Genomic DNA, 14045 nt, shown 5'->3' with positions numbered 1-14045 from the left:
GCCGTCCGCCCGGAAACGATCAGCGCTCCGCCTCCCTCGGCTTCCGGTCCACCTCAGGGAAGGGCGACGGCTCCTGGACCCCCTGCGTGAGCTGGCGCGGCCCGCCGGGGCTCTCCGCCTCCTGGGCGTCCGCGACCGCCTCGGCGGCCGCCTCCGAGGCCTTGAGCACCTCCTCGTCCGTCTGCGACGTCTCGGGCACCTCCTCGCGGGTGGCCGCCGACTTGGGCAGGGCCTCCGTGAACGCCTTCGAGACCCCCTGCAGCGCCGAGGTGACCTCGCTCGGGATCACCCAGAACGTGTTGCCGTCGCCCTGCGCCAGCTGCGGCAGCACCTGCAGATACTGGTACGCCAGCAGCTTCGGGTCGGGGTCGTTGCGGTGGACCGCCTGGAAGACCTGGTCGATGGCGCGCGACTGGCCCTCGGCCTCCAGGATGGCCGCCGTGCGCTGGCCCTCGGCGCGCAGGATGCGGCTCTGCTTGTCGCCCTCGGCCGTGAGGATCTGCGACTGCCGCTGGCCCTCGGCGGTGAGGATGGCGGCGCGCTTGTCGCGCTCGGCCCGCATCTGCTTCTCCATCGCGTCCTTGATGGTCTTGGGCGGGTCGATGGCCTTGATCTCGACGCGGTTGACGCGGATGCCCCACTTGCCGGTGGCCTCGTCGAGCACGCCGCGCAGCTGGCTGTTGATGGTGTCGCGCGAGGTCAGCGTCTTCTCCAGGTCCATGGAGCCGACCACGTTACGCAGTGTGGTGACGGTCAGCTGCTCGACGGCCTGGATGTAGTTGGCGATCTCGTACGCCGCCGCCCGCGGGTCGGTGACCTGGAAGTAGAGGACCGTGTCGATCTCGACGACGAGGTTGTCCTCGGTGATGACGGGCTGCGGACGGAAGGAGACGACCTGTTCGCGCAGGTCGATCATGGGGTAGACGCGGTCGATGTACGGGATGACGAAGTTGAGACCCGGCTTGAGCGTGCGGTGGTACCGGCCGAGTCGCTCCACGTTGCGTGCGCGCGCCTGCGGGACGATCCGTACGGCCTTGAGCACGGTGAGAAAGGCGAACAGTATGATCAGGATTCCGACCAGCAACAGTGGATCCATGAGTCACTCCCGGGGATAGACGAGGGCTGTCGCCCCTTCGATCTCGATGATGTCGACGGTCGCCCCCTCGGGGATCACCAGCGTCTCGTCGTAGGCGCGTGCCGACCACTCCTCGCCCCCGATGCGTACGCGACCGTCGCGGCCCGTCACCTCTGAGACGACGTAGGCGGGCTTGCCGACCAGTGCTTCCACGCCGAACCGCTGCAGCGGCCGCTGCTTGATGTGGCGCATCGCGATGGGCCTGAGCACCATCAGGCCGGCCGCGGACGAGGCGGCGAAGCAGAGCAACTGCAGGGGGACGGGCAATCCGACGACGGCGGTGAGGGCGGTCAGAAGAGCGGCCGCGCCCAGCAGCCCGAGCGAGGCCGTGAGGGTGAATATCTCGGCCACCCCGAGGACCACCGCGAGGATTACCCAGACGATCCAATCTGCCATGTCCGGCCCTCCTGATGGGACAACGGGCCTGTGTCTGTAAGCGTTCCCCCTCCTCTACCGTAATCCTGGAATCATCCTTACGGCACCCGGCCACCTGCGGGATCGGCGTCAGGCAGGGCGCTGCCTTGCCGCCATTTCTCCCACGACAGCTGCCAGAAACCCCATCCGTTGCTCCATTCGAGCTCGCGGTCGGTGCCGGTGATGGTGACCGGGTCGCCGCGCAGCGAGCCGTCGTAGAACCAGGCCGCCTGGTCGGGCCTGGCGTTGATGCAGCCGTGGCTGACATTTGCCCGGCCCTGCGCCCACACATTGTCCTTGGCATGCACATATTCGCCGCTGTTGGAAATGCGTACCGCATGGTCGATCAGCACGTCGTAATAGCCGGGCTCCCCTTTGACCCGCCCCGGGGAGATCATGCGGACCGGGTCGCCCTTGTCCATGGTCAGGTGGATGCCGCTGGTCGTGGTGTATTCGGGGGTGGTGGCCATGCCCGCGCTGATGGCCATCCGCCGCACGATCACGCCGTCGCGGCGGACCAGCATCTGGTGGGTCCTGGTGTCGACGGTGCTGGTCTGCGCGCGGCCGACGGTGAAGGCGAAGGTGGAGTCGGTGGCGCCGTAGCGGCCCGCGCCCGCGCGTACGCCGGCCAGATGCGCGGTGACCGTGACCCGCTGGTGCGGGGTCCAGAAGCGGCGGGTGCGGTAGATCACCTGGGTGTCGCTGGTCCACCGCCACGCGCCCTCGACCGGATGCTCCGCCTTGACCTCCAGCGCCCGCTCGACGGCCGCCTTGTCCGCTATGGGGGCGTCGAAGTCGATGATGACCGGCATGCCGATGCCGGCCGTCTCGCCCGGCAGCGGCGTCGTCGAGGCGACCTGGAAGCTCTGCTCGACCGGGCGGGTGCGGAAGCGGCCCATCGCCACCGTGGCCGGGCCGCGGGCGCCCTGGGCCGTGGCGGTCACCGTGTATTCGGCCGCGGGCTTGAGCGTCCAGGCGGAGCGCCAGATCGTGCCGGAGCCGTCGAGCCGTCCTGGCACCGGCGCCCCGCCCACGGAGACCAGCACCCGGCCGAGCCTGCCGCCGAGCGACCTGATCACCAGGCCGCGGTCGGTGCGGGCGCGCCTGGTGTCGAAGGCCGGCGAGATCTGCACGACCGGGGGCGAGGACGGGGTCTCAGCCGTCACGGACGTGCAACCGCAGACCAGGAGGAGCAAGATGACACAAGTCAGCACCGCCTGCCGCATGTCACTCCTGAGGGATCCGAGGGAGGGGTCGAACCCAGGGTAGCGGTCAGTCAGCGATCATTCACCTTGAGTCACTTATACGATCGTTCCGGAAACTTCTCCCAATGTGAGGTCGCCGGCCGTGGCCCGGATGGTCACCGTGTCGCCGTCCTCCAGGAAGGAGCGCGTCTCACCGCTCGGGAGCTTGAGAGGATCGCTCCCGTTCCAGGTCAGCTCGATGAGCGAGCCGCGCTCGCCCGGCGCGGGCCCCGAGATCGTGCCGCTGGCGAACAGGTCTCCGGTGCGCAGCGAGGCCCCGTTCACCGTCATGTGCGCGAGCATCTGGTCGGGGGTCCAGTACATGCTCGAGTACGGCGGTCGCGACACGACCTCCCCGTTGAGCAGGATCTCGAGCGAGATGTCCAGCCCCCAGTCGTCCTGCCTGCGCAGGTAGCCGACCGGCTCCGGATCCTGGGGACGCCCGGGTATCCGGGGCAGCGCCTCCAGCGGCGTGATCCACGGCGAGATCGACGTGGCGAACGACTTGCCCAGGAACGGCCCGAGCGGCACGTACTCCCACGCCTGGATGTCACGCGCGCTCCAGTCGTTGACCAGCGTCACGCCGAACACGTGCTCCTCGAAGGCCCCGGCGGGCGAGCCGAGCGCGGTCGGCACGCCGACCACGAACCCCAGCTCCGCCTCGATGTCCAGCTTCGCGCACGGCCCGAACGCGCCGGGCCCGAGCTGTCCTTGCGGGCGCCGGACCGGCGTGCCCGACACGACGACCGTCCCCGCCCTGCCGTGGTAGCCGACGGGCAGGTGCCGCCAGTTCGGCTGCAGCGGCTCGGTGCCCGGCCGGAAGATCTGGCCGATGTTGCTCGCGTGGTCGATCGAGCAGTAGAAGTCGACGTAGTCGGCCACCTGGAACGGCAGGTGCAGCCGCACCTGCTCCAGCGGGATCAGGTGCCGCTCCGTCATGGAGGCGTCGTCGGTCAGCTTGTTCCGGATGAGCGCCCTGGTGTCGCGCCAGGCCGTGCGCCCGCGCGCCATGAACGGGTTGAGCGTCGGGGCGGCGAAGACCTCGTCGTGCAGGGCCGGCGCCAGGTCGAGCACGTGGTCGCCGTAGCGCACGCCCACGCGGGGTGACTCACCGGGGCGCGAGAAGACGCCGTAAGGAAGATTGTCCACTCCGAATGTCACGTGATCAGCCCCAGTGTGCGCAGGTCTTCGACGGGGGTGCTGGTGCTGCATGAGCCGTAGCTCACCAGCAGCCGCCGCGCCCGTTTCGCGGTGTCCTCCGGTACGCTCTGCGCGAGCCGCACGATGTGGCCCACGTCGGTGGTGCGCAGGATGGGCACGGGATCGCGCCCCTCGACAGCCTCGCAGACCGCCAGCACCAGGTTCAGGAAGCCGTGCCGGTCGACGCCCAGCGAGGGGTCGAAGTGGCGTACGGCGTGGTGCAGCCCGGCCGTGGCCTTGAACGGGATGTCGTGCTCGACGCAGAACCTGATGAACGCCCCGAGATGCTCCGCCGGCGGGAACGCGTCCGCCGTCAGCCCGCCGCAGCGCACCTTCAGCCCGATCCCGTCGGGCACGTCGAGGCCCAGCCTCCCCGGCGCCAGCTCCACGAAGAGCCGCACGCCCGCCGCCAGCCCGAGCTCGCGGGCCAGCACGTCGATCGTCATGTCAGGCGGCAGCGCGGCCTCGACGAAGTCGACGGGCAGGTCGTCGAAGCCGGGCACCTCCTCCTGGTCCAGGATGAGCCCGATGCGCCGCGGCAGGTAGTCCATGTCGCGCAGCCGGTGCAGTCGGCTGGCCGGGCAGAGGAAGCGGTGGGTGAGCACGGAGCTGCCGTGCTCCAGATCGCGCCGGTTGCGGGCCAGCGCCTCGTCCATGTGCAGGGACGTCGGCGGGAACAGCCCCGCGTCGTCCACCAGTGCCGTGTAGACGTTCATCGTGACCACGTCCACGCATAGCCGGGATCCTCGCAGGACAGCGCGCCCTGGCCCAGGTCGAGCGGGCGGAACGTGTCCACCATGACGGCCTTCTCGCTCGTCGTCGTGACGCCGCGGGAGACCGCGTCGATCACCGCCTCGACCGCCCCGGGCTGCGGCCCGTGCGTGAAGCCCGCGGGGTGCAGCGAGATCGAGCCGACGTCGATGCCCGAGCCCTTGCGCGCGGAGTAGTCGCCGCCCACGTAGAACATGAACTCGTCGGAGTCCACGTTGTGGTGGTTGTACGGGATCGGCACGGACTCGGGGTGGAAGTCGAGCGGCCGCGGGCAGAACGAGCAGACCACGAACCCCGGCCCCTCGAACGTCTGGTGGACGGGCGGCGGCGCGTGCGTCTTCTTCACGATCGGCTCGAAGTCGTCGATGTTGAACGCGAACGGGTAGAGGTAGCCGTCCCAGCCCACCACGTCGAACGGGTGGTTGCGGTAGACCAGCCGGCTCAGCCCGCCGCGCGTGCGGACCAGCACCGGCACCTCCTCGCCCTCGACGAGGAGCGGCTCGGCCGGGGCGCGCAGGTCGCGCTCGCAGTAGGGCGCGTGCTCCAGCAGCTGCCCGTACTGCGACAGGTAGCGCTTGGGCGGCCTGATGTGCCCGCCCGCCTCGATGGCCAGCACGTTGACCTGGCCGTCCGGCACCCAGCGGTGGATCGTGCCGGTCGGGATGACGATGTAGTCGCCCTCGCCCGCCTCGATCACGCCGTACGTGGACTCGAACCTGACGCGGCCCCGCTGCACGTAGACGCACTCGTCGCCCATCGAGTTGCGGTAGAGCTCGCTGGCCTGGTCGCTGGTGGCGTACGACAACCGGACGTCGCCGTTGCCCGCCAGCAGCATGCGTCCCGTGACCAGGTCACCCGCGCTGGACAGCTCCTGCGTGCGGAAATGGCGCGGCGAGAGCGGCAGGTTGGGCTCCAGCCGCGTCTCCGCCGTGGGCGTGACGGCCTCCGCCTTGACGATCGCGGTCGGCAGGTAACGGTGGTACAGCAGGGATGAGTCGGACGAGAAGCCCTCCTCGCCCATCAGCTCCTCCGCGTAGAGACCGCCGTCCGGCCGCCTGAACTGCACGTGTCGCTTGCGCGGCACCTCCCCAACGACGCGGTAGTACGGCATCCCTGCCTCCGTAGTGATGTCCGTTAATCGGACGGAAGTGTCCTTTATCTGTAACAACCGTCCGCCATCGGCCTGGAGATGTCAACCCAGCGCGGCGGCCAGCTCGGCGGCGGCAGCGACCACCCGAGATCCCGTGGACTTCTCCAGCGGCCCGAACGTCACCACCCCCACCGAAGCCTCCAACCAGGACAACCCGGTGACGGGCGCGGCGACGCCCCGCGCCCCTTCCTGCAACTGCCCCTCCGTCGTGAAGTAGTCGTCACGCCCCTCGCGCAGCGCCAGGATCGCCTGCCCGGCCGCCCCTTTCGCCAGCGGATGGCGAGAGCCCTCGCGGTAGGCCACGTGCATGTCGGTCCAGGACGGCTCGACGACCGCCACGGCCAGCCCGTCGTCGCCCTCCGCCACGGTCAGGTGCGCGGTCGCGCCCACGTCCTCGGCCAGCCGCCGCAGCGTCGGCACGGCCGCCGCCCGCAGCAGCGGCTGCACGGCCTGCGCCAGCACCAGCACCCCGAACCCCAGGTGCACCCGCCCTTCGGCGTCCCTGCGGACGAACCCCTCGCTCATCAGCGTCGTCAGCAGCCGGTACACCACGGGACGGCTCAGCGACAGCTCGGCGCTGAGCTCGGTCGGCGTGCGGCCGCCCTTGCCGTCGGCGAGCAGTCTGAGCAGGCGGAGCCCGCGCTCCAGGGTCTGAGCGGATTCAGCGGCCATAGGACCGATTATCCAGTGACTCTGCGCACTGAAATGGGTACGTGTCCGAGTCGGGGGGATGACGATGCTGCGGCAATGGTGGGTGCTCGTGCTCGGTGTGCTCGCCGTGTGCGCTCTGTACACCACCGTGCCCAGGCTGGCCATGACCTTCATGGCCCGGCAGATCCCGCTCGATCCGCCCGCCGACAGCCTGGTGGAGAGCACATTCGACTTCACCCAGGGCATCGAGGTGCGCCAGCAGCTGCTGCCCACCACGAAGGGCGTCACGTTCCGCCCCGCCTACCTCGCCGTCGGGATCAGGGTCGACCAGAGCGGCAGGCTGTACGGCATGCCGCAGCGCTCCGGCACGTACGTCACCCCTGTCGAGCTCTGCGCCGGCCAGTCGTGCCAGGGGCGGCCGCTCACCCTCATCGTGCACGGCAATGTGCCCTGGGAGCCGCGGGAGCTCACCTTCCCGGGCCGGGTCGGCTCCCCGCTGGACAGCGAGATCGGCGTCAACGGCGGCCCGCCGGGCGTGGTGCCCACGTTCACCGTGACCGATCACGAGAGGCTGCCCGCCGGCGTGACCGTCGGCCCCGACGGTCACGTGGGCGGCGTGCCCGTGGTGGCCGGCATCTCGGAGGTGCCCGTACGGATCTGCGTGGCGGGCAACTGCGCGGGCGTCGTGGTCCGGCTCATAGTCGTCTGACCGGCGTGGACGGCCCCTGGTAGGGCCCGCCTTACCGCAAGTCGGGGGAGTGCGGGCATGATCCGGCCCGGGTGCGCGGCGGACACTTCAGGTACGCATCGCTCACCTATGGAGGTCCGCCATGAGCACCGTCATGAAATCACGCATGGAGCCACGCAGCGCCGACCCGCCGCCCGTCGTGCAGACCGCCGCCATGCTCTGGCTGACCGCCGTGGCGTTCGGCGCGTTCGAGACCGTCCTGATGGTCGCCCAGCTGCTGTACGAGGGCACCGCCACGGTCGCCGGACTGCTGCCCCAGGCCGGGATCCGGCTGGCGGTGTTCGGCGCGGCCGTCTTCCTCGCGCTGCGGCTCAGGCGCGGCGAGAACTGGGCGCGCCTGACCCTCGCCGTGACGCTGGGGATCTTCGGCACGCTCTCGCTCGTCATCGGCCCCGTCCAGTGGCTGCTGGCCGGCGGCTCGATCGGCGCGGCCGTCGCCGGGGCGGACGCGATGCAGCTGATCTTCGCGGGCAGCAGGATCATGCACGTGGTGGCCGTGCTGGGGGCGGTGACGCTGATGTTCCAGCCCAGGGCCAACGCCTACTTCAAGAGACCGGCTCGCCCGCCGGCGCCTTGAGATTGCGCACCCCGGGGGAGAACAGGGCGGCGAGCGTGGACAGCACGATGATGACCGCGCATCCGAGCAGCGACTCCTCCGTGCCGAACCACTCGGCCGCCCGCCCCGCGAGCAGCAGCCCGATCGGGCCGAACATCAGCGACCCGAGCATGTCGTACGAGCTGACCCGCGACAGCGACTCACCCGGGATCTCGCGCTGCATCGTCGTCTGCCACAGCACGCCGAACACGTCGAAGCACACCCCCAGCACGAACGCCCCGATCACGATCGCCCAGAGCGGTGCGTCCACCCCGAGCAGCACGTACGGCAGCGCGGGCGGCAGGCAGAGCAGCACGGCCACCAGAATGGGGCGGCGCGGCCGCAACCGCATCGCGGTCACCACCCCCACGAGCGTCCCGACGGCCTCGCCCGCCAGGAACGCCGACCAGGCCGCCGGGCCGCCCAGGGTCTCCTTCGCCAGCAGCGGGCCGAGCACCCCGTGACCGGCCTGGATGGCCATGACCATCAGCGAGAACTGCGCGACCACCACCCAGATCCACTGCCGCGAGGCGAACTCCCGCCAGCCGTCCCGCAGATCGGCCAGCACCGAGTGCCGCTGCCTCGGCTCCGGGGCCGCGTCCGGCCTCATCCGCATCATGGCGATCAGCAGGCCGGCCGCCGTGAACATCGCGCCGCTCACGATCAGCGCCCAGCCCCCGCCGAGGAGCACCACCGCGCCGCCGCCCAGCACCGCGCCCAGCACCCGGGCGGCGTTTCCCCCCAGGCCGATCAGCGCGTTGCCGGCCTGCAGCCGGTCGGCGGGCACGACCTCGGGGATGATCCCGGCGAAGGCGGGGAACGCGATCGCCGTCGCCACCCCGCTGAACGCCGCCGCCGCACAGAGCGCGGGCAGCGGGGTCCAGCCGGTGAGCAGCATCGCCGCCAGCGCGAGGTACCCGGTCGCCATCAGGAAGTCGCCGGCCATCAGCACCCAGGTCCGCGGCAGCCGGTCCGCGAGCACGCCGCCGAAAAGGGTCAGCGCGATCATGGGCACCGACTCGGCGGTGAGCACCGCGGACAGGGTGGAGGCGGTGGCGCCGGGCAGGCCGAGCACGCCGAACGCCAGGGCCACCGGTGCGAACGCGCTGCCCAGGACCGCGATGGTCCGCGCCGTCACCAGCAACGCGAAGCGGCGGTCCCGCAGCAGCCCGAGATCGCGGAGATAGCTCTGCACCGGCGTGAACCCCCCTGGGAAATGGCCAAACCCCGCTATTTTGCCGCTCCTCATCGCCCTTGTCGTGTGAATATTCCTCCGGTAACAAGACCGGACGCGGAATGTGTCCGCCTTTGGCAAGACTCCGGTCGCCTTTCTCCCGTAATTTGCTAGGGCCCGGCTGTCGGCGAGGGGACTCCATGGGTCGGCTGGTCTATCGCGGTAGGTGGACGCTTCTGGCATCAGCCCTGGTGGCGGCCCTGCTCGTCGCGCCGCTGGCCATGGCGGGGCGGGTGACGGGCGGCGGCTTCGAGGATTCGCGCACCGGCTCCGCGACCGCCGCTCGCTGGAGCGAGCAGTGGTACGGCGGCGGCCAGAGCCCCGACGTGGTCGTCCTCTACCGGCACCCGGCGGTCAAGGTGCGCGACCCGCGGTACGAGAAGGCGGTGCACGACTCGCTGCGCCGGCTGCCGGACGCCTATGTGCGGCGGACGGCCACGTACTGGACGACGGGGTCGAAGGAGATGGTGTCCGGGGACGGGCACTCGACGTACGCGCTGATCACGCTGAAGGGCGCCAAGAGGGAGAGCTACGCGGCGATCGCGGGGCGGCTCAGGAGCGCCAGGAACCTGTTCGTCAAGGTCGGCGGGGCGGTGCCGACGCAGGCGGAGCTGGACGCGCAGGCGGCCGCCGACCTGGCCCGCGCCGCGGCCGTCGGGGCGCCGGTGCTGCTGGTGCTGCTCGTGGCGGTGTTCGGGAGCCTGGTGGCGGCGCTCCTGCCGCTGGTCGTGGGGGCGCTCGCGGTGCTCTGCGCGCTGGCGCTGCTCCCCGAGGTGTCCGTCTACTCCTGGTACGCCGTCGTGCTGCTCGGGCTCGGGCTGGCCGCCGGCCATTCGCTGCTCATGCTCAGGACGTTCAGGCAGGAGATCGGGGCCGGGGCGTCGAACGAGGAGGCGGTGGCGCGGATGACGGCCTCGGCCGGGCGGGCCGTCGCCGTCTCCGGGGCGACGGTGGCCGCGTCGCTGGTGGCGCTGCTGCTGTTCCCGCAGCCGTTCCTGCGCTCGATCGGGCTGGGGGCGGCGGCGGTGGCGCTGGTCGCGGCCGTGGCCGCGCTCACCGTGCTCCCTGCCCTGCTGGGGATACTCGGCTCCCGCGTGGACGCGCTGAGGCTGATCCCCGACTTCGGGTCCGTACGGCGGGACGGCGGGCTCTGGCACGCCGTCGCGGCCGGCGTGGTGCGCCGGCCGGTCGCGTACCTGGTGGCGGTGACGGTCGTGCTGGTGTCGCTGTCGACGCCGCTCTCGCACCTCCGGTTCGGGAACGCCGACCACAGGGCGCTCCCCGCCGCCTCCGAGAGCCGTCTGGTGACCGAGGCCCTCGACCGCGACTTCCCCAGGAACGCGCTCTCGCCGATCGACGTGCACGTCCTGGCCGACGGCGCCCTCTACGCCCGGCCCTTCATGGAGCAGGTGGAGCGGCTGCCGCACGTCACGGGTGTCGACGTGGCGGGGGAGTCGCGGAAGAACGGCGACGTGCGGCTCGCCGTACGGCATGATCTCGACCCCATGTCGGCGGAGGCCGAGGCGCTGGTCACGGCGATCAGGGCCCTGCCTCCCGGGCCGGACGTCAGGCAGGTCGTGGTCGGCGGGCCCACCGCCGCGCGGCTCGACCTCCTCGACAGCCTCTCCGCCACCCTGCCGTGGCTGGCGCTGGTGGTCTGCTCGGTGATGTCGGTGCTGCTCTGCGCGGGCCTGGGGTCGCTGGTGCTGCCCGTTCGCGCGCTGACGGCCATGGTGCTCTCCGTGGGGGCCTCGGCCGGGGTGCTCGCGTGGGCGTTCCAGGAGGGGTGGCTGGGCTTCGCCGGGCCTGTCGACGTCTCCGTGGCGCTGCTGATCGTGGTCGTGCTCTTCGGGCTGTCCGTGAGCTACGAGGTGTACTTCGTGGCCCGGGCGCGTTCCGCGTGGGTGCTCACCGGCGAGCACGCGCGGGCCGTGGCGGCGGGGGCGCGGGAGGCGGGCGGGGTGATCACAGGCGCGGCGCTCCTGCCGATGGCCGTCGCCGGGGCGTTCGCGACGGCGGGGATCACGGTGGTGCGGCTGCTCGGGGTGGGGCTGTGCGTGGCGATCGCGGTGGACGCGGTGCTGGTGCGGCTGCTGCTGGGGCCGGCCTCCCTGCGGTTGCTGGGCTCCGCGAGCTGGTGGCCGCTGCGCCCCCGCGAGCGCGCCGAGCCGCGCGAGGAGCCGCCACCGCTTCCGCCGCCGCCCGTGGACCGGCGTCCGATCACGTCGGGCGGCTCCGATAGGCGCCCGATGCTGACCATCAAGGGAAGACCGGCCCTCTTCGGCGCGGACACCGATCCCGTGCCGGTGCCCGCGGAGCCGACGGAGCCCGACCGGCCCGCGTGGGAAAAGGTGGCGGAGGGGCGTACCAGGGCCGTGCGCGCCAATACCGACGGATCCGGCTGGAAATGGGTCGAGGTGGACGAATGAGACTGACGTGAAGTCATGGATTTTATTGAACGTTATTGATCGTCCAGATAGTGTGCGATATGCCCACGATCATCCCCTGGAAGTTAAGGTGCCATGCGACGGCGGTTACGGCAGCTCTTCGTCATCGGACTCGCTCTCTCACTCCTAGGCATCGGCGTTCCGGCGTGGTCGGAGGGCGACGACAGGAGCTGTAACGACCTGATGTCCGCCGACACCCCGGCGTACGTGATGTGCCGGTGGCTGGCCACCCCCGAGGAGGCCGCGGACATCGCGCGGTTCTGGCTCGAGAACGACGGCCAGCACATGCAGGAAGCCGGCCCCGCGAACCCCATCACGGTGGACTGCACCGAAGAGGGCAACGAGTGCCCGACCGACTCCGAGGGCGACGGCGAGATGCACGACGTCGACTCCCCGGACGTCCCGGGCGCCGAGGACGGCGGCACCCCGGACTGCTCGAACGGCACCGAGTGCGGCTACGTCGACCCCACCGGCGTCACGGCCGCCGAGAAGGCCTCCGCCCAGGAGAGCCCGGCGGGCAAGGCCGCGCAGGCCGTCGTACAGACGAAGATGCGCCTCTGGATCGAGACCGAGCTCGCCGACGACTACAAGGCGGGCAAGCTGGCCGAGGCCGTCAAGAGGGTCGCCGCCCTGGTCGCCGCGCAGCCGGGCGTCGTCGGTGTCCGGTTCACCTCGCAGCTCGGCTTCAACCAGACGTTCGCCACGGCGGACGAGCTGGACAAGTTCGTCGCCGAGACCACGGCCGCGCTGCGTACCGCGGTGCCGGGCAAGAAGCTGGCCGCGCACACGGTGGTCCCGGTGTTCGGCTGCGGCGCCAACGACGCCTGCAAGGCCGAGATGACCAAGAAGTACCCGCTGCTCGACCCCGACCGCATCGGCGCGTGGCTCGACAAGGGCCTGATCGACCAGCTCGCCCTCGACAACGGCCACCTGGCCACCGAGTACGCCACCTGGAAGATCGACGCCGTTGAGGCCCAGCGCAACCAGTCGATCCAGGTACGCGCCCGCGCCTGGGACGCCTACGCCCAGATCGCCGTCGAGGACGCCACCTTCGCCGCCGCGGGGAGCTCCCAGCTGAACGAGGAGCAGGCCACCAAGGCCATCACCGAACGCATCGCCTCCCCGCTGCAGGACGACGCCGCGGAGACGGTCACGCTCTGGACGCGCTGGCAGAACAACCAGGGCCAGGTCAACCGGGTGTACGGCGAGAAGTGGGCCGCCAACGCCACCTGGGAGCAGCTCAAGAAGCTCGACTCGGTCCGCCCCCGGCTGGCCACCATCTACGACCCGGCCAACCCCGAGGTGGACGTGGCCACGGACCTGAAGAACCTCTCGGAGGTCTTCGGCCAGGTCTACCTGCACGCCGCCTGACCGATCCACGACGGCCCGGGCACCGCGTCTCTCGCACGCCGGTACCCGGGCCTCGTCGCGTCATCCGGACACGGGCAGCCGCCAGGCGGCCGGCTCAGAGGAGGGTCCCGCCCGTGACATCGAACTTGGCCAGGGCCGCGTCCAGCCGGGCCAGCGTGTCGGGGTGGAGAGTGAGGTCGGCCGCCGCCAGGTTCTCCTCGATGTGTGCGGGGGTGCGGCTGCCGGGGATGGGCACCACGTGCTCGTCCTGGTGCAGCAGCCAGGCCAGGGCGAGCTGGGCCGGTGTGAGGCCCAGTTGCGTGGCCAGGGCCCGGATCGGGGCGTAGCGGTCGTTGTTGCTCGCCAGATTCTCGGTGGAGAAGCGGGGCGCGTTGTGGCGGAAGTCGCCCTCCCCGAGCGTGCGGACGGTGCCGGTCAGGAAGCCGTTGCCGAGCGGGCTCCACGCCACGATCCCCACGCCCAACTCCCTCGCGGCCGCCAGCAGCTCGGCATCGACGGGGCGCCACATCGACCACTCGTTCTGCACGGCCGTCACCGGATGCACCGCGTGCGCGGCCCTCAGCTGGGTGGCCGTCACGTTGGACAGGCCGATGTGCTTGACCAGGCCGTCCCGTACGAGATCCGCCATGGCGCCCGCCATGTCCTCGATCGGGACACCGGGGTCCGGGTAGTGCGCGTAGTAGAGGTCGATCACGTCCGTGCCCAGATTGCGCAGGCTGCGTTCGGCGTAGCCGCGGATCAGGCGGGGGTCGGCGTTCACCCGCAGCTCGTTGAACGCGTACCCGACCGGCTGGGACCGGCTCTGCTCACCCTCGGGGATCGCAAGCCCGAACTTCGTGGCGACCACCACCTCGTCCCTGCGGCCCTTGATCGCGCGGCCCACGAGGCGCTCGTTGTGGCCGTCCACGCCGTACGCGTCGCTGGTGTCCACGTGGGTGGCGCCGCCGTCCAGCGCGGCCTTGAGCGCCACCTCGGCGCGGGCGTCGTCGATCTCGCCGTAGACGCCCGGCGAGAGCACCATGGCGCCGAAGCCGATGGCGGAAACCTGCAGGCTGCCAAGCGTTCGTGTCTTCATGCCCTCGATC

General features: G+C 71.0%; 13 protein-coding genes. 4 read left to right on the top strand and 9 right to left on the bottom strand.

What is annotated here, in order from left to right:
- Positions 1 to 19: 19 nt before the first annotated feature.
- The 7 genes from AB0H84_RS16540 to AB0H84_RS16510 all read right to left on the bottom strand — a co-directional run bounded on the left by AB0H84_RS16540 (position 20) and on the right by AB0H84_RS16510 (position 6586).
- Entirely contained in the window at positions 20 to 1096 is a 1077-nt protein-coding gene (locus AB0H84_RS16540; RefSeq protein WP_357604076.1) for an SPFH domain-containing protein, read from the bottom strand.
- A gap of 3 nt (positions 1097 to 1099) precedes the next feature.
- Positions 1100 to 1531, bottom strand: a complete 432-nt coding sequence (locus tag AB0H84_RS16535; protein ID WP_357604074.1) for an NfeD family protein — start codon at positions 1529 to 1531, stop codon at positions 1100 to 1102.
- 77 nt (positions 1532 to 1608) lie between these two features.
- Entirely contained in the window at positions 1609 to 2715 is a 1107-nt protein-coding gene (locus AB0H84_RS16530; RefSeq protein WP_357604072.1) for an Ig-like domain-containing protein, read from the bottom strand.
- Positions 2716 to 2850: 135 nt separating this feature from the next.
- A complete protein-coding gene (fahA, locus tag AB0H84_RS16525) occupies positions 2851 to 3954 on the bottom strand; it encodes a fumarylacetoacetase (RefSeq protein WP_357604070.1) in 1104 nt (367 codons plus the stop codon).
- The gene (locus AB0H84_RS16520) at positions 3951 to 4724 is read right to left on the bottom strand and encodes a hypothetical protein (protein WP_357604068.1); all 774 of its coding nucleotides are present in this window, start codon (positions 4722 to 4724) and stop codon (positions 3951 to 3953) included. The genes fahA and AB0H84_RS16520 overlap by 4 nt, the downstream gene beginning before the upstream one ends.
- On the bottom strand, positions 4706 to 5875 hold the full coding sequence (locus AB0H84_RS16515; RefSeq protein ID WP_357604066.1) for a homogentisate 1,2-dioxygenase domain-containing protein: 1170 nt from the start codon (positions 5873 to 5875) through the stop codon (positions 4706 to 4708). The genes AB0H84_RS16520 and AB0H84_RS16515 overlap by 19 nt, the downstream gene beginning before the upstream one ends.
- An 81-nt stretch (positions 5876 to 5956) precedes the next feature.
- A complete protein-coding gene (locus AB0H84_RS16510; protein ID WP_357604065.1) occupies positions 5957 to 6586 on the bottom strand; it encodes a helix-turn-helix domain-containing protein in 630 nt (209 codons plus the stop codon).
- 64 nt (positions 6587 to 6650) lie between these two features.
- On the opposite strand from AB0H84_RS16510, the gene AB0H84_RS16505 reads away from it, so the two are divergent.
- Positions 6651 to 7274, top strand: coding sequence for a hypothetical protein (locus AB0H84_RS16505; RefSeq protein ID WP_357604063.1), 624 nt, complete (start codon positions 6651 to 6653; stop codon positions 7272 to 7274).
- Positions 7275 to 7395: 121 nt separating this feature from the next.
- On the top strand, positions 7396 to 7890 hold the full coding sequence (locus tag AB0H84_RS16500; protein ID WP_357604061.1) for a hypothetical protein: 495 nt from the start codon (positions 7396 to 7398) through the stop codon (positions 7888 to 7890).
- On the opposite strand, the gene AB0H84_RS16495 is transcribed toward AB0H84_RS16500, so the two are convergent.
- Positions 7859 to 9103: an MFS transporter gene (locus AB0H84_RS16495; RefSeq protein WP_357604060.1), complete on the bottom strand. Its 1245-nt coding sequence runs from the start codon at positions 9101 to 9103 to the stop codon at positions 7859 to 7861. The two genes, AB0H84_RS16500 and AB0H84_RS16495, sit on opposite strands and share 32 nt — an antisense overlap.
- A gap of 179 nt (positions 9104 to 9282) precedes the next feature.
- On the opposite strand from AB0H84_RS16495, the gene AB0H84_RS16490 reads away from it, so the two are divergent.
- Entirely contained in the window at positions 9283 to 11571 is a 2289-nt protein-coding gene (locus tag AB0H84_RS16490; RefSeq protein ID WP_357604058.1) for an MMPL family transporter, read from the top strand.
- A gap of 93 nt (positions 11572 to 11664) precedes the next feature.
- The gene (locus tag AB0H84_RS16485; RefSeq protein WP_357604056.1) at positions 11665 to 12960 is read left to right on the top strand and encodes a hypothetical protein; all 1296 of its coding nucleotides are present in this window, start codon (positions 11665 to 11667) and stop codon (positions 12958 to 12960) included.
- Between the two features lie 94 nt (positions 12961 to 13054).
- Here AB0H84_RS16485 and AB0H84_RS16480 read toward each other — a convergent pair whose 3' ends face one another.
- Positions 13055 to 14035 carry an aldo/keto reductase gene (locus AB0H84_RS16480; protein WP_357604055.1) on the bottom strand — a complete coding sequence of 327 codons (981 nt, stop codon included), beginning with the start codon at positions 14033 to 14035 and terminating at the stop codon, positions 13055 to 13057.
- Positions 14036 to 14045 lie beyond the last annotated feature (10 nt).

The organism is Nonomuraea sp. NPDC050786 (assembly GCF_040654115.1).
In the GTDB taxonomy this organism is placed as follows: domain Bacteria; phylum Actinomycetota; class Actinomycetes; order Streptosporangiales; family Streptosporangiaceae; genus Nonomuraea.
This window is presented reverse-complemented; position numbering and strand designations above follow the sequence as displayed.